The organism is Mycobacterium sp. 852002-51961_SCH5331710, assembly GCF_001665535.1.
Lineage (GTDB): Bacteria > Actinomycetota > Actinomycetes > Mycobacteriales > Mycobacteriaceae > Mycobacterium.
In genome coordinates this window covers 109,482-131,045 of sequence record NZ_LZSQ01000019.1, presented here as the reverse complement: position 1 = coordinate 131,045, position 21,564 = coordinate 109,482, and the positions used below count along the sequence as shown (strand labels likewise).

The following is a 21,564-nucleotide window of genomic DNA, read 5'->3' as shown; positions in this document are numbered from 1 at the left end:
CTCGTGAGCCAGAAACCCGCCACAACGGATTTCCTGGCCGATGTGCGCGTGCTGCAGCTCGGCGACGGTATCGCGGGTTCGGCGGCCGCCGCACTGCTCGCGAGCCTCGGCGCTGACGTCAGCAGGATCGCGGGTCGGCGAGTGCGCCGGGCGGGGCCGGTCCTGGCGGGGCCACACGGGCCCGTCGCGGCTGTCGATGCGGTACTCGATCACCGCAAGCGGATCCTCGACTCGGGCGCCGATCCGGTGCAACACGCCCGCGCGGCCGACATCGTCATCGCCGACGGCGCTGCCGTCCCGACTATCGACGGCCCAGCCGTCGTCGTGCAGCTTTCACCCGTCGGGTCTGCAACTGAGCACCCCGGCGGTGAACTGGTCGCTCAGGCGAGCGGCGGGCTGCTGGCCACGATCGAGGACGGCGACGGCCGACCGATGCCCGCCCCCGGTTACGTCGCCCTCAAATCCGCCGGTGCCGTCGCCGCTCTGGCGGCGTTACACGGGCTGGACGGTCGCAACGACACGCTGACGGCGGTTCATGTCGACGTCTCCATCCAGGAGGCGGTGATCTACACCGCCGCGCTGCCCGAATGCGCGCACGTCATGTACCGCTGCCCGGGCCGCGCGGGCAGCGGGCGCTACCTCGCACCGTCTGGCGTATTCACCTGCCAGGACGGGCTGGTGCGCATCACCGCGGTGGAGAACCATCAGTGGAAGGGCCTGCTGGCGGCGTTCGGCAATCCGGGCTGGGCTCTCGGCCTCGACGAACGGCCGGCACGCATCGAACATGCCAACCTGATCAACGCCAAGGTCACCGAGTGGACTCGCGAGCGCCGCAAGGCCGACTGCGCCGCCGTGCTACAGGCCAACGGTGTCCCGTCGACGCCTGTGAACCGACCGGACGAGCTGCTTGACTCACCACAACTGGCACACCGAAACTCCTTGATCCGGACGCGTATCGGTGATCGCGACGTCACTGTCCTCGGACCTCCGTGGCGAACGACATGCGGTGCGATGGGCGAACGCCGGCCCGGCGGCCTGCGCGGGTTACGCATCGCTGAGCTCACACACGTGTTGGCCGGTCCGATCATCGGCTCTCTGCTGGGCGCGATGGGAGCGACCGTCGTGCGCCTCGAGGACCTCGACCGACTCGACATCTACCGGCGCAGCGGCCCGTTCGCCGACGGCATCGCCGGTGTCGAGCGCGGTGCCTACTACGCGGTGGCCAACCACTCCAAGCGCAGCGTGCTGATCGACCGCGACAACGCGGTCGGCGATGTCGCCGCTGCGCTGTCGGAAGCCGACGTGGTGATCGAGAATGTCGGGTCGTCTCGGCTGGACCGGCTACGCGTCGCACCGGCCGAACTCGCCGCCTCGGGCCGGCTCGTGATGCGCGTGTCGGGATTCGGATCGGATGGCCCACTGGCCGGATATCGCGTGTACGCCAACAATGTCCAGGCCTACGGCGGTCTGGCGGGCCTGACGATGGGAACGAACGGAGAACCCGCCCGGTTGGGCACCGTGCTGGCTGATCCGCTCTCATCAGTCGTGGCGGCGGTGGTCGTCGCGGCATGGGCGGTCGGACCGCGCGCCGATACCGGTGCCGTCGTAGATCTCTCGATGTCGGAGGTTGTGGCATCCACGGTTTCCGAATACGTCGCGGCCGCGTCGACCGAGCAGCTGACGGCCGATCCGACGGTGCGTCGCGCGGTGTACCGCAGCGCCGACTCCCATTGGGTGGCAGTCGAATTGAGCGGTGACGAATCCGTGAACTTCCACGACGGCGAGCTAGCCGAGCGGATCGGGTCATCGCAGGCAGAGGACGCCGCTGCCGAGTTGGCCGGAGTCGGTGTCGGCGCCGCGGTGGTACGCAGCGCCGACGAACTGGTCGTCGACCCCCACCTGGCCGCGCGGGAGTTCTTTCCCGAGATCGCTCACCCCGATCCGGAACTCGGCACCGGCCGCCTGGTCGGCCTGCCGTGGCGGTTCGCCGGGGAGGGGCCGGTCCCGCTGGGACCGCCTCCCGCACTCGGTAGTACACCCGCCAGCGCACTCTACGAGAGGACGACCGTGTGACAACGTCACGATCTGCAACCTCAGCGACGGTGTGGTCATCGACGTTCGTGCCGTCAAAGTCGCCCTACCCCGAATTCGGCCAGGACGGCTACAGCGTCGCGTGGGTCGACACCGACACCGGACGCTTCCAGGTTCTCGTCGACGGCGCCAGGCCCGCATCCGGCACCGTCGGCCACCTCGTGCAGGTGACATTGGGCGGTGACACCGTCGAGATGTTCGTCGCGGATCCGTCATGACGGGGGTCCATATCACCGGGATCGGTGTCACCGAGTTCGGCAAGCACAGCCAGACCCCGCTGGCCGACCTGGGTGTGGCGGCCGCCGAGAAGGCGCTCGCGGATGCGGGCATTGAATACGACGCGGTCGGCGAGGTGTTCACCTCCTCCGCTCTCGCGGGCCCACAGATGGGGTTGGCGGTGGCACACCGGCTGGGCCGCACCGGAATTCCGGTGACCGCGCTGGAGAGTGCGTCCGCAGGCGGAATGGTCGCCCTGCGGCATGCGGTGTGGGCGGTCGCATCCGGTCGCTGCCGGACCGCGCTGGCGATCGGTTACGAGAAGACGACCGCCCTGGAACCGGGTGGTGTGGTTCCGGCGGCGGTCGGCTTCTGGGACCGATTCCCACCTCAGCTGCACTACGCGATCGAGGCGGCGCGCTTCCTGCACGAGACGGGCTGTGGCCCGGAGGCCATCGCCGCCGTTGCCGCCAAGTCGTACAACCAGGCTCGGCTCAACCCCCTTGCGGCGCGGCGTAATCCGGAGCCGGTGACGGTGGACGACGTCCTCGGTGCGAGGATGGTCGCCGAACCCCTGACGAAGATGATGTGCCACGCGTCGGTCGACGGCGGGGCCGCCGTCGTGGTGTCCGCCGACCCGGCCAAGCGGTCGGTGTCAGTGCTGTCGATCGAACAAACCAGCTGGCCTGACGATCCACATTGGCCAGTGACGGGACCCGTCGTGGGCCCCCCATCCCAGATCACGCTGACCGCCAAGCGCGCATACGCCGACGCGGGTGTGGACCAGCAGGACGTCGGGGTGGTGTCGTTGCACGACATGTGCGCCAGCGAGGAGATCACGGCGTTGGTCGCGCTGGGTCTGGCCGACTCCGCCGGCGTGATCAAACTCATCGAGTCCGACGGTCTGGCGTCGGACGGCGTGCTGCCGACCAACACCGACGGCGGGTGCATTGCGCGTGGCCATCCGATCGGCGCAACCGGTCTGGCGCAGACCGCGGAGGTCGTCAGCCAGCTTCGCGGAGAGGCTGGTTCGCGTCAAGTCGCGGACCCGCGGACGGGCCTCGCTCAAGCGGTGGGCGGCGGGGGGTCCTGCGTCGTGGGTCTGCTCCGCGCATGACCGTCAGGCGATGGCGCCGCTCTCCTTGAGCGCCGCGATGCGGTCCCAGTCGCCCCCGAGCTCGAGTATCAGTTCCTCGGTGTCGGCGGCGAATTCAGGCATCGGACTCAGCTGCAGCGGGGTCTTGTCGAACAACACCGGACTCGCGACGAGTTCGAAGCTCCCGCTGTCCGTTTCGACGGCGGCGATGGCGCCGTTGGCACGAACTTGGGGATCGGCGGCGACCTCGACGGTGTTCTGCACCACCGACCATTGACCGTCGAAGCCGTCGAGCACCTTCCGCCAATGCTCGAGTGGTCGCGCCGCGATGGCCTCTCGGATGACCTCGGCGGCCAGGGCGGCATTCCGGGCGAGGGACTCGTGGCTGGCGAACCGTTCGTCCTCGGCGAGTTCGCCGACCCCGATGCGTCGGCAGAACTCACCGAAGAAGCGGATGCCCTGCAGCATCGACAAGCCGAGGAAGCGGCCGTCGCCAGTGCGATAGAAACCAACCAGGGGATTGTTGGGCGCGACGTTCGCACCCGCGGTGTTGGACACCCATGGTTGGCCGCTCACCAGCGCGGCGTTGATCGCGACTCCCGACGCCCATACGCCCACACCGAGCAGCGAGATGTCGACGACCCTGGCATGTCCGGTCCGCTCGCGCTCGAACAACGCGGCGGAGATGCCGCCGGCGATGGTCATGCCTCCGATCGAGTCGCCGTACGCCGGACCGGGCTGCGGTACAACGCCTTCGAGATCGCTGGGTGTCGATCCCATCGCGCCCGCGGCGCGACTCCAGAACGCGGTCATGTCGTAACCGCCGATGTCGGATTCGGTGCCGAGCGGACCGTAGGCGCTGCCGCGCGCATAGATGATGTCCGGATTGACCGCGCGCACGTCCTCGACATCGATCTTCAATTTCTTGCGCGCGTCGGGCAGAAAGTTGGTGAGGAACACGTCGCTGGTGCGCGCGATCTCCATCAGCAGTTCATGGCCATCGGGGGTAGACATGTCGATGGCCACCGACCGCTTACCGCGGTTGGCGTGTTCCATCACCGGATTTCGGTCGCCCTCGATGGTGATGTGGCCGAGGTTGCGCAGCCCGCGTTGGGAATCGCCGGTACGCGGGTGCTCGATCTTGATGACGTCGGCTCCCCAGTCGGCCAGCACGGCGCCGGCTGCGGGAACAAACGTCCACTGCGCGACTTCGAGCACGCGCACGCCCTTCATCGGCGCTGGGGCACCTGATGTCATCTAAACCCTCCGAGATTGTGACCGAGGCCATCGCACTGAACAATAGAACACTTTCTGTCTAGCTGCTATTGTCCATTGCGTGACGGGAGCGTTGTCCCACCTTCGCGTGTGTGATCTGAGTGGCCAGCTCGCGGGCGCGGGAGCCACCAAGATCCTCGCTGCGTTCGGCGCGGAGGTGATCAGGGTCGAAGATCCCGCGACCCGGGGTCTATGGGATGCGCTGCGCGGTGTGGGCCCCTACGTCGACGAACGCCGCGGCGTCAATCTCGGCGCCGGGTTCAACAACCACAACGTGGGTAAGTCGGGGGTGACGATCAACATCCGCACCGACGAAGGCAAAGACCTGCTGCGCGAACTGATCGCCATCAGTGACGTCGTCTGCGAGAACTTCGCGGCCGGTGTCATGACGAAACTCGGCTTCGGCTATGGCGAACTGCGACAGCTCAAGCCGGACATCATCTATGTCTCCAACTGCGGGTTCGGTCACACCGGCCCCTATCGCGACTTCAAGACCTGGGGACCGATCGTTCAGGCGGTCAGCGGCTTGACGTTCACCGCGGGGCTGCCGGACACCGAACCGGCCGGTTGGGGATTCTCCTATATGGACCACGTCTCGGCGTTCTACATGACGACAGCGATCCTGGCGGCGCTGCATCACCGCGAGCGGACGGGCGAAGGCCAGCATGTCGATCTGGCGACGGTGCCCGCGGGCATCGCGATGCTGCCCACCGAGGTCCTCGACTGGACCGTCAATCACCGTTCGACGGCGCCCGGCGGCAACAGGGCCGACTTCGACGAGATGGCGCCACACGGCATCTACCCCTGTCTGGGCGAGGACCGCTGGATCGCGATCGCATGCCGAGACGATCGCGAACTCGGGTTACTCGCGAAGGTTATCGACGAGCCGGAGTTGGCGACGGACCGTTTCGCCACGCTCGATCGGCGTCTGCAAGCCGCTGACGAACTGGACCGATTGATCGGTTCTGCGACGGCAACCCGGGATGCGGCGATGCTCGCCGACGACCTCATTGCGGTCGGAGTTCCGGCCAGCGTGGTGAAGAGCCCGCGGGAACGGATCGATGACGATCGCGATCTCGCGCAGATGAAGCTCTTCCCCGTGGTGCCCCACCCGGACATCGGTGACGTTCGCGTCGAAGGCATCCCGATGCGGTTGTCGGCGACGCCCTGGCAGATCACCTCGGCGGCACCGCGACTGGGACAACACAATCGCGAGGTGCTTTCGGGTCTGCTCGGCCACTCCGACGCCGAACTCTCCGACTGGGCACAGCGAGGTGTGATCTGAGCGCGCTGGACGACCTGCGCGTCGTCGAACTCACCGACCAGTTCACCCCCGTAGGTGGGCGGGTCCTGGCCGAGCTCGGCGCCGACGTAATCGTCGTCGAGCCACCCAACGGGTCGACGCACCGTCGCCGTCCCCCCTTCGTCGATGACGCGCCAGGTGTCGACCGAAGCCTGCGTTGGTGGTCAGGCAACGTCGGGAAGCGTTCGGTGACAATCGATCTGGTATCCGATTCAGGTCGGCGGTCTCTCGAGTCGCTCATCGCCACCGCCGACATCGTGATCGCAGGCGGTGACCAGTGTGAGGGTGTCAGTTACGACGTATGCCGTACCCGTGACGCCCGGCTGATATGGGTTTCGGTCAGCGCATTCGGTCTGGGCAGTGCGCGCGCCGGACAACAGGTGACCGACCTGACGATGCTCGCGGGCGGAGGTCCGATCTGGAACTGCGGATACGACGACCGCACCGTCCCGCCGATCAGAGGTGCGGGCGATCAGTCCGCCAATATCGCCGGAATGTACTGTGCGATGGGGGCACTCGTCGCGCTCGCGCACCGCGACCACACCGGGCAGGGTCAACTGGTCGACGTCAATGTCACCGCCGCCTGCAATGTCACATGCGAGCAGACGACATACCACTGGCTGGTGAACCAGGACGTCTGTCGGCGCCAGACCGGTCGGCACGCCTATCCGACGCCCAGCTCTCCGGTGCAGGTCCGTTGCGCCGACGGTCATTACGCGACCACCGGCGTGCTTCCTCGCAAGCAGGAGGACTATGCGCGGCTGCTCGCCTGGCTTGACGAACTCAACCTCACCGAGGAATTGCCGGAAGCGGTGTTCCTCGAGATGGCAGCGGCACGGGACAAGCCGGTGGATCTCGCACTGATCGGTGCCGATGACGAGACGACGGCGATACTCAGCGCAGCCCGCGACGCCATTCGGCTCATCGCCTCGCGGCTACCCGCCAAGGAGTTCTTCGTGAGCAGTCAGCGTCGCGGCTTTGCCTGCGGCGCTGTCCTACCGCCCGATGAGGCGTTCGAGGACGAGCACACCGTCGCGCGGGGATTCCACCGGCGCTTGGAGCATCCCGAATTGGGCAGGACGGTCACCTACCCGGGCACGCCGTATCTGTTCAGTGAGACGCCGACGGTTGCCGCGTCCCGCCCACCGCTGTTGGGTGAACACAACGATCTCCTCGACGACCTGCTCGAACGGCGGCCATGAGCGACGGGCACCGCCTCACCCATATCGGCCTCTGCGTACGAGACATCCGACGCTCAAGGGAGTTCTACTGCGCTGCACTTGGTTTCACCGAGGTCGGAAGCATGAGGGTCGATGACGATGCCAGTGCGCAGCTGCTCGATGTTCCTGGACTGGTAGTGGATCTGGTCTACCTGCAGCGCGACGGATTCCGTGTCGAGCTGCTCGGGTACGCCGAACCCGGAACCGTCGGCGAACCGGAATGCCGGCCGATGAATCGACTCGGCTTCACCCACTTGTCCTTCCGGGTGAACGACGTCGACGGCATCGTCGACGCGATCGTCGCGCACGGGGGTCGCGTAATCCCGGAACGCTCGGTGAACTTCGGCGGCGGCAACCTCGGCGTGATGGCCACCGATCCCGACGGCAATCTGCTCGAGCTCATCGAACGCACTCCACGGCAGACAGGTGATTGAATCATGGTGCCTGCGACAAACGAGTTGGTCTATTCACCGTTCTCCAAGGCGATCTTCGACGATCCGTATCCGGTGTACCGTCGGCTGCGCGACGAGGCTCCGGTCTATCGCGATCCCGAAAACCGGTGGTGGGTGCTGTCCCGCTTCGAGGATGTCGCCGATGCCCTTCGCGACTGGCCGACGTACTCGTCGAAACTCGGGCCCGCGCCCGAGAACCCCGACGACGATGGGCGCAAGTACTCGGTCATCTCGATGGATCCACCGCGCCACGACCGGATCCGCGGTGTCCTGAAGGGGTTCTTCACGCCCAAGGCCGTCGCCGCCATGGAGGACGCTTTACGAGCGGTCGTCGACCACCACCTCGGCCGGTTGCGGCCGGGCACCACGGTCGACGCGATGGAGGCGTTTGCGTTCTCGATCCCCACCGACGTCATCGGCGACCTGCTCGGGGTCCCGCAGTCCGACCGCGAGCAGCTTCGCGTGTGGTGGGAGGCGTTCTTGACCCGCCACGAGGGCGAGGTCGCCATGCCGGCCAGTGCGATCGAGGCCAACCGCAAGATCAGCGCCTACATCGGCGATCTCATCGAGCAGCGGCGTGAACGCCCCGGCGACGATCTGATCAGCATCGTGCTCAGCGCGACGTTCGACGATCCGGAGAGCGGCGGTGAGCGTTCGCTGACGCCGCATGAGGTCCTGATGTTCGCCAACCTGCTGTCGGCGGCGGGGTCGGAGACCACGCAGAAGCTGATCTCCAACGGTCTGGTCGCCCTGCACGAGCATCCGGAGCAGTGGCGGCGAATCGTCAACGACCACAGCCTTATTCCGACAGCGGTCAACGAGGCACTCCGATACGACACACCGAGCCATTGGGTCGCGCGCACCCTCACCCGGCCTGTGGAGAAGCACGGCGTGAGCATGCAAGCCGGCGACTGGGTGCTACTCCTGCTCGGCAGCGCCAATCGCGACGAGCGCCGCTACGACGATCCCGACCGTTTCATCCTCGACCGTCCGCGCGGCACCGACGTCTATTTCGGCTGGGGCATCCACATCTGCCTCGGTCAGTGGCTGGCCCGCCGGGAAGCGCAACTGGTGTTCGAGTACGTCGCCAAGAAGTTCCCGGACTACTCCATCGGCGCCCGTGAGCGAGTCTTGACGGCGACGGTGCGCGGATATACGAGCGTGGAGATGACGCTCAGGTAGCGCCGAACACGCCGGGAGACTGCGAGTAGTCGACCGTGGACAGCTCGGTCATCCCGCCATCGACGTGCAGGACCGTTCCCGTGACGAAAGACGCGTCGTCACTCGCCAGAAACGCCACCGCGGGAGCGATCTCAGAGTCCGGATCGGCTCCGCGCTTCATCGGCGATGCCGCCGCGGTGCGGGTGTAGTTGTCCCACTCGGTGCCTATCATGTCGCGCTGAACATCGGTCAGCGCGAACGGACACAGCGCGTTGACACGAATGCCATGGCGCGCCCACTCGTTCGCGGCCACCTTGGTCAAGGCCTGAATTGCGCCTTTGGCAGCCGAATACGGTGCGGTGTAGGACATCCCGCCGAGCGCGGATCCCGACACGAAGTTGATCACCGACGCCCTACCGGAGGCCTTCAGCGCCTCGAAGGCAGTCTGCATGAACCGGAATGTCGCCTTGGGACCGGTCGCTTCCGACAGTTCCCAATCCTTGTCGGTGACCAGTTCGAGTGCCTTGGGCATGGCGAAGTACTGGGCGGCATTGACGAGGACGTCCAGCTTCCCGTCGACGGCGGCCGCGGCGGTTGCGGCCGCGATGTCCTCGCGCTTGGCCACGTTGGCCCGGACGAAGGCGGCGGTGCCACCCCCGGATTCGATGAGCCCGACGCACTCGTTCGCTTTGTCCTCGTTGAGGTCGACGATCGTCACCCGCGCACCCTCGGCGGCAAGCCTGCGGGCGATGGCCCGCCCCAAGCCCTGGGCACCACCCGTGACAAGCGCATTTCGATTCTCCAGCCGGGACAAGCCGCGCCTCCCTAGGTTGAACAGTTGAACATTATTCGTTCTATCATCCAAGATGGTATCCGAACGAGGAGGGACTGGATGCGCGTCGAAGTGGATCGCGAACTGTGCGAGTCCAACGCCGTCTGTGTGGGTATCGCGCCCGACGTGTTCGAGCTCGACGGTTGACCGCTACCGATGTACATCGGCCTGACCGACGAGCAGAAGCTCCTCAAGGACACCGCATCCGGGCTTGCGGACCAGCTGGCGACCACCGATCCGAGTGACATACCGGCCGGCGACGTCATGGCTGAGCACTGGCGTCACGTCGTCGAACTGGGCGTGCCGACGCTGCGCTCCCCCGGCCTGTGCGGCCTGGATGCCAGTGGTGTCGAGACGGTCGTCGTCATCGAGGAACTGGCACGCACTCTCTGCGCGGTACCGGTCGTCGGTCAGGCGATCCTGGCCACCGAGCTGTTACAGGCCGCCAAGGCGGAGAAACAACTGGAACTCGTCGCCGAGGGAACTCTGCGCATGGCACCGGTCCTCACCGCCGATCTGCAGCGCTTCGGTACGACGGGAACCGACGGCGTGGCCGTCGATGCCGCCGGCGCCACCCACGCCCTGGTGGCCAGCGAGTCCGGCGGCGTCCACCGCCTGCACAGCGCGCCACTGGATGCCGCCGACAAGGAGGGCCTGGACCTCACCCGGGCGCTGCAACGTATACCTGCCGACCCCGGAACGCCGGTCGGCGATCCGATCGACGAGAGCCGATGGCGACGTGTCGAGGCGCTTGCGCTGACCGCCGTGGCCGCGGATTTGCTCGGCGTCATGCAGGGCGCACTCGATGACGCGGTGCGCTACGCCCAGGACCGCGTGCAGTTCGGCGTCAAAATCGGCTCCTTTCAAGCGATTCAGCACATGCTGGCGGATGCGTTGGTCAGCGTCGAGGGGACCCGCAGCTGTGTCTGGCACGCGGCTTGGGCCATCGATCACCTGCCGCTCGAGGAAGCGCTGTTGGCCGCGATGACAGCGAAGGCGTACGCGGCGGCGGCGGGTCGTAACGTCGTCGACACAGCCGTGCAGGTGTTCGGCGGCATCGCCATCACCTGGGAGCACGTCAACCATCTACGGGTACGCCGAACGTTGTTGGATCGTCGGTTGTTCGGCGACGAGACCGCGCAGTACGAAGCCATCGCGGCGATGCGACTGGCGAATGAGGAGTTGGCGTAGCCGATGGACTTCAACGACACCCCCGAGGAAGCGGAATTCCGGGCGCGTCTCCGACAGTGGCTGCGGGAGCACAGCGCCGACGCCGCCATCCCCGACGATCCCGCGGCGCGCGCGGACGCTCAGAACGCCTGGCACCAGACGCTGTACGAAGCCGGCTACATCGGGCTGTCGTTTCCCGAAGAATACGGCGGCCACGGTCTGCCACCCATCTACGAAGCCATCCTCAACGACGAGTTGGGGCGCGCAGGTGCGCCGCCCATCGAAGGCGTCGGCCACCTCAGCAATGCGCTGCGACTGTTCGGGTCCGATGCGCAGCGCGCCGAACTGCTGCCCGCCCTGCTGTCCGGCTCGGTGCGCTGGTGCCAGGGGTTCAGCGAACCGGAAGCGGGATCGGATCTGGCGAGCCTGAAGACCAGGGCGGATCTCGTGGAGGTGGACGGTCGCCAGATGTTCCGGGTCAACGGCCGCAAGATCTGGACCAGCTTCGCCGCCGTCGCGGACTGGTGTTTCCTGTTGTGCCGCACCGAACCTGATGCGCCGAAACATCAAGGCATCTCGGTTCTCCTCGTCCCGATGTCGACGCCGGGGATTGACGTCAGACCCATCGTCAACGCCGCGCGAAACCGTGAGTTCGCCGAGGTCGCGTTCGACGACGTCGATGTTCCAGTGGAGAACCTGCTTGGTGACCGCGGTGCGGGCTGGTCGATCGCCAACCAACTGCTCGCCTATGAACGCGGACCGAGCGACATCAACTGGATCAGCAGATTGTCACGGCAACTGCGCGACCTCGAACAGCAGGTGCGCACCGGCCGGCTTGAGAACTCCCCGATGACGCGGGTGCGACTCGGTCGCGCCTACACAGAGTTGCGCGCCCTCCAGGTCAAGGTGCAGCGCTCACTGAGCGATCGACAGCGCGGAGCCCTTCCGGGCCCGGAGGGATCGATCGACAAACTGCTGATGACCCGCGCCGACCAGACTTTCGGTCACACGATGATGGACCTCACCGACAGCCGGCCCCTGCTCGCCGAGGGACTCGAGTGGGACATCTACGTATGGTCGCGGGCGGCCGGGATCTACGGCGGTACGGCGCAGATCCAGCGCAACATCGTGGCGCAACGAGTGCTGGGTCTACCGCGCCCGAAGTGACGCGTACGCCTCTTCGAGTGCGGCCAGGCGGCGAAGCGTGACCTCGTCGGCCTCGCCGGCCTCCACCTTGCCCTTGACCTCGGCGATCTCGGCAGCGAGCCGCTCGGCGGCCTCGCCGCGCGTCAGCAGGTCCTGATCGGCCCAGTCGTCGTGCGGAATGCGATCCCCGGGATCCATCGGCGCCTCCTTGCCACGGTTGAGTTCCCGCACCATCGCGCGGTATAGTCAATTGAGCAATTCTTGTCTAATTGTTCAATCAAGCCTATCAGCCGGAAGGACTGGGAACGAGCGATGCCGCTGCAACCCTCGATGAAGCTGCTCTCGGTCGATGACCACCTCATCGAACCCCCGCACGTCTGGTCCGACCGGCTGCCCAAGAAGTATCTGCACGACGGGCCGCGAATCGTGGAGTTCCCGCGGGAGGGCAAGCCGCCGATGCATCAGTGGGTCTACGAGGGGCGCGCCTATCCCAACATCGGGCTCAACGCGGTCGCGGGCAAGTCTCCCGAGCAATTCGGTGTGGACCCGGTGCGGTACGACGACATGATCCCCGGCTGCTACGACCCGAAGTCCCGACTGATCGACATGGACATCGACGGTGTCCACGCGATGCTGTGCTTCCCGTCCTTCCCCCGGTTCTGCGGCACGGTTTTCCTCGAAGGCACCGACAAGGATCTGGCGCTGCTGTGCGTGCAGGCATGGAACGACTTCTCGATCGACGAGTGGTGCGCCACCGATCCGGCTCGGTTCATCCCGATGATGATCACCCCGCTGTGGGATACCGGGTTGATGGTCAGGGAGATCGAACGCATGGCCGCCAAGGGTTGTCGCGCCGTGGGGCTGCCCGACAACCCTATGAATCTGGGCCTGCCGAGCTTCCACACCGCGCATTGGGATCCGGTCTGGTCCGCTCTGGAGGAGACCAACTTGACCGCGGTCATGCACTTCGGTTCCGGCGGTATGCCGCCCGCCACCGCACCCGAGGCACCGTTCGCCGTCATGGTCACGCTGATGGGGACGACGTCGATGTCGGCGGCGGTCGAACTCGTCTTCTCCCCCGTCTTTCACAAGCACCCGAATCTGAAGGTCGCGTTCTCCGAGGGCGGCATCGGGTGGATGCCGTATCTCATCGAGCGGGCCGACTACGTCTGGCGCAAGCACAAGTACTATCAGAACATCCATCCGACGGTCGCACCGTCAGAGCTGTTCCGCCGCAACATCACCGGCTGCTTCATCGAGGACGAGGTGGGTGTCGGCCTGCGCCACCTGATCGGAATCGACAACATCACCTGGGAGTGCGACTACCCGCATTCCGACTCGTTCTGGCCGAAGAGCCGGGCCCGCGCCGAGGAGATGCTGGCCGGCGTTCCCGATGAGGACGCGCACAAGATCGTCGAACTCAACACCCGCCGTTGGTACGCGTTCCCCGAGGAGGGGTTCACGTCCTGCACGGCCGACTCCGGCTGGCGGCCCCACGGCGGCAATCCGCCGGAGTACGACTATGACGCCGTGATGTCCGACCACGGTGGCGTCGGCTACGGAGCCTTCATCCAGAACCTCGTCGACCAGATGGCCAACAAGGAGTAGCCGCGCGCACTATCGTATGCCCGCGACTCCCAACCAGTTTTCGACCATTACGAGCCGACCCGACGAGGCGAGCGTCAGATAGAGCGTCGACTCGTCGGTGCCCAGCGTCATGTTCGTGGTCATCGGATCGTCGGCCGGGATCGCGCCCAGCGATTCTCCGGCTGCGGAAAAGACCGTCACCCCGCCGGTCCCAAGGGTCGCCACCAGAATCCGTCCCGCTGAATCGACACACAGGCCGTCCGCGCCGCCGACGTTGAGCGGCCCGCCGCTCGGAACGGTCGCCAATCCCCGTGCCCGCCCGATCATTCCGGGTCCGTCGAGCTCGAACTCCCAGATCCTTCGCGTCCGCGTTTCGGCGACGTAGAGCTTCGACTCGTCGGGTGAGAGCGCCACACCGTTGGGCATCTCCAGCGGGAAGACAACCTCCCGCAGATTCCCGTCGACGGTGCCATACAACAGGCCCGTGACGTCTCGTGTGCGTCCCCTTGTCGTCCCGCCGTCGGTGACGTAGAAGCCCCCCGCCGCGTCGACACACACATCGCTCGGCCGGATAAGTGGCAACCGTTGACCGTCGTGGGTGGTGAAGTCGGTCGTGAGCGTGCCAATTCGACCGTCTGTATCGACGACCTGAAGCTGAGGTGTCAGCGGCGCGGCCGCGGGTCCGATCGGCCGGAACAGCTGTGCGGCCCCGGGAAAGCCGTAGGGCCACGGCCCCATACCGAACGTCGAGCCGCCGTTCTGGCAGACAACGAGACGGCCGTCGGGCAGCCGGGCGATCCCGTTCGGCCCACCGCCGGTGTCGGCGACCTTCTCCCTGGTGCCGTCCGGTCGCACCCGCGTGATGCACCCGCCGGCGATCTCCGACACCAGCACCGACCCATCCGCCTCCGCGATCGGGCTCTCCGGGAACGCCAGCCCGCTGGCGAGAATCACGGCTGTCCTGCCCACCACGCGTGGAACACATTGTCGGACAGTGGAATATCTCCGACACCGATCTGGCCGGCGGGCCAGTTCGCCGCCGGTTGGCGCAGCGGCGACTCGGGATGGCCAACGCCGTACCACAGACGGTGTTTGCGGTGCAGGAAGAGCCACCGGTTGTCGCGGCGCTCGTAGCGGTCGTCGTACCTGATGAGCTGCTCGACGAAGCCGTCGGCCTCGGTCTGGGCGAAACAGAGCACCCATACCTGGCCGTGAGCGCGGACGTCGTCGTCGAAATCGATCAGATGGTTTGCCACCAGGGTGACCGCGAACGGGCATCCGTCGAGGCTGTGGGTCATCAGTCGGCGCAATGCGTCGGGGCCGTCGCCGAATTCGCCGAAGCGGGCATCGGGCGAGTACACGTCGACCATCGCGTCGACGTCTCGTGCTTCGAGCGCGGCCGCATACCGGTAGGCAAGCTGACGAATCTCGTCGCGCGCCACCCATTGCGCGACCGGATCGCGGTGAGTCATCCGCCTCCCGTCACGTTGATATCCTGGCCGGTGATCGCCGACGCGGCATCCGAGGCCAGCCAGATGGAGACGTCCGCTACCTCGTCCGGGCGGATCAGTCGGCCCATTTTGGTCGACGCGACCAGCCTGCGTCGCACCTCGTCCGGACTCACCCCATCGGCGGCCGCCCGCCGGGCCAGGTAGTTGTCGACCAACTGACCCTCTACCGTGCCGACCACCAGCGTGTTGACCCGGATCCCGGCGGTCCCCACTTCCAGTGCCAGCGTCTGCCCCAGTGCGCTCAATGCCAGCTTGGCCGCGGCGTAGTGGGCCTTCTGCGGTTGCACCGTACGCGCCGCGGCCGAGGACAGAAACTGGATATTGCCACTCCTGGCCGGAATCATTGCCTGCCGCAGTGCCTCTCGCGACAACACCATCGGGGCGACGAGATTCGTTGCGAGCACCGCGTTCCAGTTGTCGACGGTGGCCTCCGCGACCGGCTGATCGGTGCCCGGTATCGCGGCGTTGTTGACCAGGACATCGAGGCGTCCCCAGCGGGACATGATCGCGGAAACGACGTCCCCGCACTGACTCTCGTCTCGGATGTCGGCGACGTGCACCGAGGTATGGCCACCGTCCTCGGCGATCACGTCCGCGGTCACCGCCAGTTGGTCTGGCCGCCGCGCGACCAACGCGACCGTGGCGCCGCTGCGGGCGTACCGCCGCGCGATCACACGGCCGATTCCACCGCTTGCGCCGGTGACGACGACGACGCTGTTCGCGAAGTCCGCACTCATGGCCACTACCCGTCCAACAGCATCTTCGCCATCGGCGTGCCTGCGGGGAACACTTCGGTGATGCCGGCGCTGAGATATCCCGAGTCGGTCACCATTGTGATGCCGTTGACGACGCGCGCCGCATCACTGCACAGGAACAGCAGCGCGTAGGCCTGTTCCATCGGCGTAGCGGCGGCCACGCCGACCTTCGCGCGGTAGTCGGCACCGAAGTCGAGCCAGAGTTCTGCATTGGCCCGCGCCAGTGGCGTATCGGTGGGACCGGGGCAGATGGCGTTGATTCGAATGCCGTCGGAAATGAGATCCATGGCCTCGCGCGCCACGTAGGCGCATACCGCCTGTTTGGTGAACATGTAGTGCGCACAACCGTTGTCGACCGCCCACGCGGCGGCGGTGTCGAAGTCCACGATGTCGAGGAACTCGGTGAGCTGCGGCAGGTTCGACCGCCAGGCGAGCCCGGCCGCCGACGAGATGAACCCGATCGCACTGCCCCGGGGGAGCATGTTCTCGGCGCGCAGTCGCTCGATGAGGTGACGGTGACCGATGAAGTTGATGCGCTCGATACCAGGACCGTCCGCCACGCCCGCGCACGCGAAGAGGGCGTTGACGGTGCCCCCGCATTCGGCCACCGCAGTGTCGATGCTGTTCCGGTCCGCCAGATTCACTCGGATCGCGATGACGCCGGGCAGGTAGCAGTCGGCGTAGTCCATGACGACGACGTCGGCACCCGCGTCCTGAGCGAGCCGAGCTGTGGCATTGCCCATCCCGGTGGCGCCACCGACGACGACGACACGCTTGTCTCGATAGGAGAAGGCGTCGAACAGGCTCATGATGCCTCCAGTGTGGTCGCTGCCGTTCGGCGGCGGAGTCTTTCAGATATTACGAGAGCACACTATCTGTACTATTGTCCAGTGACTGAACACGGCGTGGACTCCGTCGTCGAGGACTGGATCTCAGCGAATATCGGAACGGTGTGCGCCATCGAACGCCACCAGCGTTGGCGGCCCGCATGGTTCGTCACCGCGGACAGCGGCGATCGGGAGGTCGGCCTCTACGTCCGGGGAGATCGCGACGGGTTCGGCTTCGCCACCGTCGCCGCGGAGGCAGAGATACTTCGGGTGCTGGAGGCGCATCAGATCCCCGTCCCCCACGTACACGGGGACATCAGCGAGCCTGGTTCTCCGGCAATGGCGATCGTGATGGACTCGTTGCCGGGAGCACCGAATCCATGCCTCGCCGACGATGCTGACGGCGTCGACGCGGTCATGGACTCGTATGTCGACGCGCTCGTGCGCGCCCACTCGATCGACCCGGCGGCGTTCGCCGCTGCGGGCCTGCGCATCCCCGACAGTCCACGTGCGCTCGCCCTCGATTATTTCGAGACATTCGTGACCCGCTATCGGGACTTCAAGCGGCGCCCGGAACCGCTGCTGGAGTTCGCGATCGGATGGCTGCGGCGTAACGCCCCGGACCACCGGTCGACCCCGTCGTTCGTTCTCGGCGACACCGGGCAGTACATGTACGCCGACGGCCGGATCACCGGCCTGATCGACGTCGAACTCGCCCACATCGGCGACGTCTCCCACGATCTCGCGGGTCTGCGATTGCGCAACGTAACGGAGCCGATGGGCGACCTCGGCCGGGTACTGCGGCGCTATGAGGCGGTCTCGGGAACGCCGCTGGATCGGACCGCGATCGAGTTTCACACCGCCAAGTTCGCGCTCTGCACGCCGCTCGGTGTCGCGATCGTTCTGCATCTGGACTTACCGCTGACCGACATCGTCCAATACATCGAGTGGTTCCACCTGTTATCGCTGCACACTATCGAATCGATCGCCCGGCAGGCCGACGTCGAGCTGTCGGCTGTGTCGTTACCCGAGCCCGAGCCCACGGCCTACCCCGGCGCGATCGCCGGCCTGGCATCCATGGTGGAGTCTCTCGCAGTGCCGCCCGGCATCGTCGAGTACCAGCGGTCCGCGGTGGCGAAGGTCGCGCGATTCTGTCACCGCGTGAGCGAGTACGCGCACGCCATCGACGCCGCGGACCTCGATGATATTGCCGATCTTCTCGGCATTCGACCCGCCGACCGCAAGGAGGGTGACGAAGTCCTCGAGGGGTTCGTCCGCACAGCACAACCGCATCACGACTCCGCATTTATTGCGCTGCTACACCGTCGGGTGATGCGCCAACTCCTGCTCATGGAACCGCTACTGACCGGCGGTCGGATCGGGCACGTGACACCACTGAGCGAACTGTTCGACTAAACCGTCAACTCGGCTTCACCCGCAACACCCGCACCCACGTGTATGTCAATGGTGGAATCGAAACGGCCCTGGGTTTGACGCTGATGAGCCGCAGAACCCGCACGATCAATATCGCACTGTCGGTGACTTACCCGATCTACCTGATGCTGAACGCGTTACGCGCCAGAGGGTGGCTGTCAGGCGGCGGTGAGCCTGACAGCCAGTCGCGTGGGCCCGCGCAATGAGCTGTGATGCGACCACGTGGTGTCGCCGACAGTATCGATTCGAGATACCCGTGACACGAGTTCGCGAAGGACGGCTTGCGCCTCCATCCTGGCGAGCGGTGCGCCCAGACACATGTGGGCACCGTAGCCGAACGCGATGTGCATCCGCGGATTTCGCTCCGCGCGGTACTGGTCGGGCTCCTCGAATGCCAGTGGGTCGCGGTTGGCCGCCCCGAACAGCAATAGCACCCGCGACCCTTTGGGTATCGTCACGCCGGCGATTTCATAGTCGGCACGCGTGTACCGGTAGAGGTTCTGAATCGGCGTCGTCACGCGCAACTGTTCCTCGACCGCCATCGGAATGAGGTCGGGGTCGGCGCGAATCATGTCGTACTGGTCGGGGTTGCGCGCCAGCGTGTCGAACATGCCGCCGAGCAGGTTGGTAGTTGTCTCGTTGCCCGCGATCAGCAGGTGGATGGCGATGAGGAACAGTTGCTCGTCGGTCAGGGTGCCGTCGCTGTTGTGTTCGAGCAGCCGACCCACGACGGTGCCTGAGCCCTTGAGCCCACCGTGGGCGAATTGGTTCAAGAAGTAGCGGCGCAGTGCGGCCATGGCCACCATCGACTTCCCCGCATCGATGACACCCTGTGGGGTCGGCGAGAAGTCCATGATCCGCACACCGGCCTCCGACCATCGCCGGAAATCATCGGCGTCGCACTCCGGCACTCCGAGGATTTGGGCGATCATCCGGATGGGCATCGGAATCGCAAGACGCTGCACCACATCACAGCCGGGGTTATCCAGCACGTCGGTGATCAGTTCGGTGGCCAGCTTCTCGGTCATCCCCTTCCAGCTGCCCATCGCGCCCTTGCTGAACCCCGGCTGGACCTGCTTGCGCAGCCGCGCATGTTCGTCTCCGTCAGTGAGCACCGCGAGCGGCGCCGAGAACTTCAGCCGGGTGACCCCTTCGGAGCTCGTCACCTGATCGGTTTCGCGCAGCGCGGCCCTGACATCCTCGAGTCGGCTCAATATGAAGTTGGCGCGGCGGGGGTTGTAGTGGACGCGTCCGCTGCGGTGAAGTTCTCGGTATGCCCCGAACGGGTCGGACGCCGTGGCAGGGTCCATCGGATCGAATTCGGTGTTGACGGCACCCGTCCACCCTCGATAACCGCGGACGCGGGCCTGCACTGCCGCTTCGACATTCATCCGAATCGCATGCACGAACGGGCCGATGACACCGGGAGTGTTCCGCGCGCCTGCCATCGCCGCTACCGTCCGCGGAACTGCGGGTCGCGCTTCTCCATGAAGGCCGCGATACCTTCCGCGACGTCGTCCGTACCCGCCACCTGATCGACCAGCAGCGCCTCGGTGTGAAACGCCGAGGCACGGTCCACGTCGAGGGCTTGGTTGAGCATCGCCTTGGCGGCGGCGATGCCGCGCGTCGCACCGCGTGCCAGGCGGTTGGCCCACGCGGTCACTTCGTCGGTGAGTAGTTCGTCGGCGACGACTTTGTTGACCAGCCCGATGCGATGCGCCTCCCCCGCCGTGATCTCCTCACCGAACATCAGCAGTTCCTTGGCGATGTTGAACGGCACCTTGCGCGCCAGCAGGTACGCGGCGCCACCGTCGGGGGCGAGTCCGCGCCGGACGAAAAGCTCGATGAGCCGGGCACTTTCGGCGGCGACAATCAGATCGCACGCCAGCACCATGCTCGCACCGACACCGGCGGCGGTTCCGTTCAGACCGCAGATCACCGGCTTCTCACAGTCCAGGATCGTCGACACCACCGCCTGCGAGCCGTTGCGCAGAATCCGCGCGGCGTCTCCGGCGATGCGATCCTGGCTTGGCCGCATCTCTGGGTCCCGCAAGTTGGGACCGGTACAGAAGTGCTTGGTCCCCGCCGCCGTCAGCACGACGGCACGGATCTCGTGGTCCGACGATGCTCGCACGAGGTTGTCGATGAGGTCGCGCTGTATCGCCCGCGTCACCGAGTTGCCCATGTCCGGCCGGTCCAGCACCAGCCAGCGCACCCCATCTTCGGTGCGCGTCGTCAACCCGGTGGTGCTCACAGCGAGATCGGTACGCTCGCCGGACCGCGCACCGAGTTGGTGTGAACATATTCGACGGCGTCCTCGTCGACGTGCCACGTCGGGAACCTCGCCAAGGTTTCTTCGATCGCGACCCTGGCCTCGAGCCGCGCGAGCGCAGCGCCGAGGCAGAAGTGGGCCCCGTGACCGAAGCTGACGTGTCGGATGCCGGTTCGGTTGACGTCGAAGACGTCGGGGTTCGGGTACTGTCGCTCGTCGCGACCGGCTGATCCGGTCAACAACGCGACCTTGGAACCCGCCGGGATAACCGCGCCGTGGTATTCCGCGTCCCGCACAGTGAAACGGCCCTGCACCGGGGACGGCGCCTCGTAGCGCAGCAGTTCCTCGACCGCGCCGCCGATGAGGCCGGGGTTCTCGACGAGCTTGGCGCGTTCGTCCGGAAAGCGCGCCAGTGTCAACGCCGTCCAGCCGAGCAGTCGCGCGACGGTCTCGTTGCCCGCGACGTTGATGAGCGCGATGAAGAACAGTACTTCGCCGTCGTCGAGACGACGAGTCTCTCGGCCAGGCTGCACCAGGTCGGAATCCATCAGGTTGCTGACGATATCGCTGGTGCTGTTCACACGGCGCTTCTGGATCTGTTCTTTGTAATACCCGAAGAGCTTCTCGTTGGCCTGTTGGCCCAACTCGCTGAGCTCCGCGGCGCCCTCCTCGCGGTGGAGCTGTAAATCCGTCCACTCGCGCAGATTGTCATGGTCTTCTTCCGGGAAGCCCAACAGCGAACTGATCACCATGACCGGTAGCTTCATGGAAAAGTCACGGACGTAGTCGAATCCCCCGCTGCCGACATGGGGGTCCAGATATCCGCGGCATAGCATGCGCACCCGGTCCTCGAGCTCGGCGATCTTGCTACGAAAAAAGGTGCGGTTAACCATTTTTCGCATAGCCGTATGGTCTGGCGGATCCATCATGATCATCGCCTTCGGCGGCGACCATGGTTCGGGCGTGATCGCATCCAGCGTGATGCCGTGCTCGGACGAGAACGTCTCGGTGTCCAGGGAGGCCGCCAGCACGTCGTCGAACCGGCTCAGGGCGTAGAAGTCGTACTGCTCGTTGTAGTAGACGGGAGCCTCGTCACGCAGCCGTCGCCACACCTCGTAGGGATCCTTGTGCAGGGTGCGGTCGAACGGATCCCAGCGCAGCTCCGCTGTCACCATCGGCAGGTCCTTTCCTAAGGGGCAACCGCTAGACAATGGTA

At 66.0% G+C, this 21,564-nt stretch carries 21 protein-coding genes and 1 pseudogene; 12 read left to right on the top strand and 10 right to left on the bottom strand.

Annotated features, from left to right (window positions below; translation table 11 throughout):
* The first annotated feature begins 3 nt into the window (after window positions 1–3).
* Genes A5752_RS03610 through A5752_RS03600 form a run of 3 tightly spaced genes read left to right on the top strand, consistent with a single transcriptional unit; the run spans window position 4 to window position 3,424 of the window.
* Window positions 4–2,073, top strand: coding sequence for a CoA transferase (locus A5752_RS03610; RefSeq protein WP_231983317.1), 2,070 nt, complete (start codon window positions 4–6; stop codon window positions 2,071–2,073).
* 29 nt (window positions 2,074–2,102) lie between these two features.
* Complete coding sequence (locus A5752_RS03605; protein ID WP_231983316.1) at window positions 2,103–2,309, top strand: hypothetical protein; 207 nt, start codon at window positions 2,103–2,105, stop codon at window positions 2,307–2,309.
* Window positions 2,306–3,424, top strand: coding sequence for a thiolase family protein (locus tag A5752_RS03600; protein ID WP_067082179.1), 1,119 nt, complete (start codon window positions 2,306–2,308; stop codon window positions 3,422–3,424). Before A5752_RS03605 ends, A5752_RS03600 begins: the two co-directional genes overlap by 4 nt.
* Before the next feature lie 3 nt (window positions 3,425–3,427).
* On the opposite strand, the gene A5752_RS03595 is transcribed toward A5752_RS03600, so the two are convergent.
* The gene (locus tag A5752_RS03595) at window positions 3,428–4,660 is read right to left on the bottom strand and encodes a CaiB/BaiF CoA transferase family protein (protein ID WP_231967324.1); all 1,233 of its coding nucleotides are present in this window, start codon (window positions 4,658–4,660) and stop codon (window positions 3,428–3,430) included.
* A 79-nt stretch (window positions 4,661–4,739) separates the two neighbouring features.
* Here A5752_RS03595 and A5752_RS03590 point away from each other — a divergent pair, with 79 nt between their 5' ends.
* From A5752_RS03590 to A5752_RS03575, 4 genes are read left to right on the top strand one after another with little or no spacing between them, the layout of a single operon-like run.
* Entirely contained in the window at window positions 4,740–5,963 is a 1,224-nt protein-coding gene (locus A5752_RS03590; RefSeq protein WP_067082173.1) for a CaiB/BaiF CoA transferase family protein, read from the top strand.
* A complete protein-coding gene (locus A5752_RS03585; protein WP_353612294.1) occupies window positions 5,939–7,183 on the top strand; it encodes a CoA transferase in 1,245 nt (414 codons plus the stop codon). Before A5752_RS03590 ends, A5752_RS03585 begins: the two co-directional genes overlap by 25 nt.
* Window positions 7,180–7,635, top strand: coding sequence for a VOC family protein (locus tag A5752_RS03580; protein WP_067082168.1), 456 nt, complete (start codon window positions 7,180–7,182; stop codon window positions 7,633–7,635). The genes A5752_RS03585 and A5752_RS03580 overlap by 4 nt, the downstream gene beginning before the upstream one ends.
* A 3-nt stretch (window positions 7,636–7,638) precedes the next feature.
* Window positions 7,639–8,835: a cytochrome P450 gene (locus A5752_RS03575; RefSeq protein WP_067082165.1), complete on the top strand. Its 1,197-nt coding sequence runs from the start codon at window positions 7,639–7,641 to the stop codon at window positions 8,833–8,835.
* Here the strand turns inward: A5752_RS03575 and A5752_RS03570 are convergent.
* Entirely contained in the window at window positions 8,828–9,628 is an 801-nt protein-coding gene (locus tag A5752_RS03570; protein WP_067082162.1) for an SDR family NAD(P)-dependent oxidoreductase, read from the bottom strand. The genes A5752_RS03575 and A5752_RS03570 overlap by 8 nt on opposite strands.
* Window positions 9,629–9,706: 78 nt before the next feature.
* Here A5752_RS03570 and A5752_RS03565 point away from each other — a divergent pair.
* The 3 genes and pseudogenes from A5752_RS03565 to A5752_RS03555 form a co-directional block, all read left to right on the top strand.
* A pseudogene (locus A5752_RS03565) lies at window positions 9,707–9,787 on the top strand (ferredoxin); the annotation flags it as partial.
* A gap of 15 nt (window positions 9,788–9,802) precedes the next feature.
* Complete coding sequence (locus tag A5752_RS03560; protein ID WP_067082159.1) at window positions 9,803–10,837, top strand: acyl-CoA dehydrogenase family protein; 1,035 nt, start codon at window positions 9,803–9,805, stop codon at window positions 10,835–10,837.
* 3 nt (window positions 10,838–10,840) lie between these two features.
* On the top strand, window positions 10,841–11,983 hold the full coding sequence (locus A5752_RS03555; RefSeq protein ID WP_067082156.1) for an acyl-CoA dehydrogenase family protein: 1,143 nt from the start codon (window positions 10,841–10,843) through the stop codon (window positions 11,981–11,983).
* On the opposite strand, the gene A5752_RS03550 is transcribed toward A5752_RS03555, so the two are convergent.
* A complete protein-coding gene (locus A5752_RS03550) occupies window positions 11,966–12,160 on the bottom strand; it encodes a hypothetical protein (RefSeq protein ID WP_067082288.1) in 195 nt (64 codons plus the stop codon). The two genes, A5752_RS03555 and A5752_RS03550, sit on opposite strands and share 18 nt — an antisense overlap.
* Before the next feature lie 114 nt (window positions 12,161–12,274).
* Here A5752_RS03550 and A5752_RS03545 point away from each other — a divergent pair, with 114 nt between their 5' ends.
* The gene (locus A5752_RS03545) at window positions 12,275–13,570 is read left to right on the top strand and encodes an amidohydrolase family protein (protein ID WP_067082153.1); all 1,296 of its coding nucleotides are present in this window, start codon (window positions 12,275–12,277) and stop codon (window positions 13,568–13,570) included.
* A 9-nt stretch (window positions 13,571–13,579) separates the two neighbouring features.
* On the opposite strand, the gene A5752_RS03540 is transcribed toward A5752_RS03545, so the two are convergent.
* The 4 genes from A5752_RS03540 to A5752_RS03525 are packed head-to-tail and all read right to left on the bottom strand — an operon-like array spanning window position 13,580 to window position 16,624.
* Entirely contained in the window at window positions 13,580–14,518 is a 939-nt protein-coding gene (locus tag A5752_RS03540) for an SMP-30/gluconolactonase/LRE family protein (protein WP_231967323.1), read from the bottom strand.
* Window positions 14,500–15,021 carry a nuclear transport factor 2 family protein gene (locus A5752_RS03535; RefSeq protein ID WP_067082147.1) on the bottom strand — a complete coding sequence of 174 codons (522 nt, stop codon included), beginning with the start codon at window positions 15,019–15,021 and terminating at the stop codon, window positions 14,500–14,502. The genes A5752_RS03540 and A5752_RS03535 overlap by 19 nt, the downstream gene beginning before the upstream one ends.
* Window positions 15,018–15,797, bottom strand: coding sequence for an SDR family NAD(P)-dependent oxidoreductase (locus A5752_RS03530; RefSeq protein ID WP_082963734.1), 780 nt, complete (start codon window positions 15,795–15,797; stop codon window positions 15,018–15,020). Before A5752_RS03530 ends, A5752_RS03535 begins: the two co-directional genes overlap by 4 nt.
* Window positions 15,798–15,802: 5 nt before the next feature.
* Window positions 15,803–16,624: an SDR family oxidoreductase gene (locus tag A5752_RS03525; RefSeq protein ID WP_067082144.1), complete on the bottom strand. Its 822-nt coding sequence runs from the start codon at window positions 16,622–16,624 to the stop codon at window positions 15,803–15,805.
* 81 nt (window positions 16,625–16,705) lie between these two features.
* Here A5752_RS03525 and A5752_RS03520 point away from each other — a divergent pair, with 81 nt between their 5' ends.
* Window positions 16,706–18,058 carry a phosphotransferase family protein gene (locus tag A5752_RS03520; RefSeq protein WP_067082142.1) on the top strand — a complete coding sequence of 451 codons (1,353 nt, stop codon included), beginning with the start codon at window positions 16,706–16,708 and terminating at the stop codon, window positions 18,056–18,058.
* A gap of 176 nt (window positions 18,059–18,234) precedes the next feature.
* Here A5752_RS03520 and A5752_RS03515 read toward each other — a convergent pair whose 3' ends face one another.
* The 3 genes from A5752_RS03515 to A5752_RS03505 are packed head-to-tail and all read right to left on the bottom strand — an operon-like array spanning window position 18,235 to window position 21,523.
* Window positions 18,235–19,524, bottom strand: coding sequence for a cytochrome P450 (locus tag A5752_RS03515; RefSeq protein WP_067082139.1), 1,290 nt, complete (start codon window positions 19,522–19,524; stop codon window positions 18,235–18,237).
* 5 nt (window positions 19,525–19,529) lie between these two features.
* On the bottom strand, window positions 19,530–20,330 hold the full coding sequence (locus A5752_RS03510; protein WP_067082136.1) for an enoyl-CoA hydratase/isomerase family protein: 801 nt from the start codon (window positions 20,328–20,330) through the stop codon (window positions 19,530–19,532).
* Entirely contained in the window at window positions 20,327–21,523 is a 1,197-nt protein-coding gene (locus tag A5752_RS03505; RefSeq protein WP_067082133.1) for a cytochrome P450, read from the bottom strand. The genes A5752_RS03510 and A5752_RS03505 overlap by 4 nt, the downstream gene beginning before the upstream one ends.
* Window positions 21,524–21,564 lie beyond the last annotated feature (41 nt).

What these genes read in the sequence shown, in the direction of transcription:
- A5752_RS03600 (WP_067082179.1), top strand. Translation starts at nt 2,306, where the DNA reads ATGACGGGGGTCCATATCACCGGGATCGGTGTCACCGAGTTCGGCAAG.
- A5752_RS03595 (WP_231967324.1), bottom strand. Translation starts at nt 4,660, where the DNA reads ATGACATCAGGTGCCCCAGCGCCGATGAAGGGCGTGCGCGTGCTCGAA.
- A5752_RS03580 (WP_067082168.1), top strand. Translation starts at nt 7,180, where the DNA reads ATGAGCGACGGGCACCGCCTCACCCATATCGGCCTCTGCGTACGAGAC.
- A5752_RS03575 (WP_067082165.1), top strand. Translation starts at nt 7,639, where the DNA reads ATGGTGCCTGCGACAAACGAGTTGGTCTATTCACCGTTCTCCAAGGCG.
- A5752_RS03560 (WP_067082159.1), top strand. Translation starts at nt 9,803, where the DNA reads ATGTACATCGGCCTGACCGACGAGCAGAAGCTCCTCAAGGACACCGCA.
- A5752_RS03555 (WP_067082156.1), top strand. Translation starts at nt 10,841, where the DNA reads ATGGACTTCAACGACACCCCCGAGGAAGCGGAATTCCGGGCGCGTCTC.
- A5752_RS03550 (WP_067082288.1), bottom strand. Translation starts at nt 12,160, where the DNA reads ATGGATCCCGGGGATCGCATTCCGCACGACGACTGGGCCGATCAGGAC.
- A5752_RS03545 (WP_067082153.1), top strand. Translation starts at nt 12,275, where the DNA reads ATGCCGCTGCAACCCTCGATGAAGCTGCTCTCGGTCGATGACCACCTC.
- A5752_RS03535 (WP_067082147.1), bottom strand. Translation starts at nt 15,021, where the DNA reads ATGACTCACCGCGATCCGGTCGCGCAATGGGTGGCGCGCGACGAGATT.
- A5752_RS03530 (WP_082963734.1), bottom strand. Translation starts at nt 15,797, where the DNA reads ATGAGTGCGGACTTCGCGAACAGCGTCGTCGTCGTCACCGGCGCAAGC.
- A5752_RS03525 (WP_067082144.1), bottom strand. Translation starts at nt 16,624, where the DNA reads ATGAGCCTGTTCGACGCCTTCTCCTATCGAGACAAGCGTGTCGTCGTC.
- A5752_RS03515 (WP_067082139.1), bottom strand. Translation starts at nt 19,524, where the DNA reads ATGGCAGGCGCGCGGAACACTCCCGGTGTCATCGGCCCGTTCGTGCAT.
- A5752_RS03505 (WP_067082133.1), bottom strand. Translation starts at nt 21,523, where the DNA reads ATGGTGACAGCGGAGCTGCGCTGGGATCCGTTCGACCGCACCCTGCAC.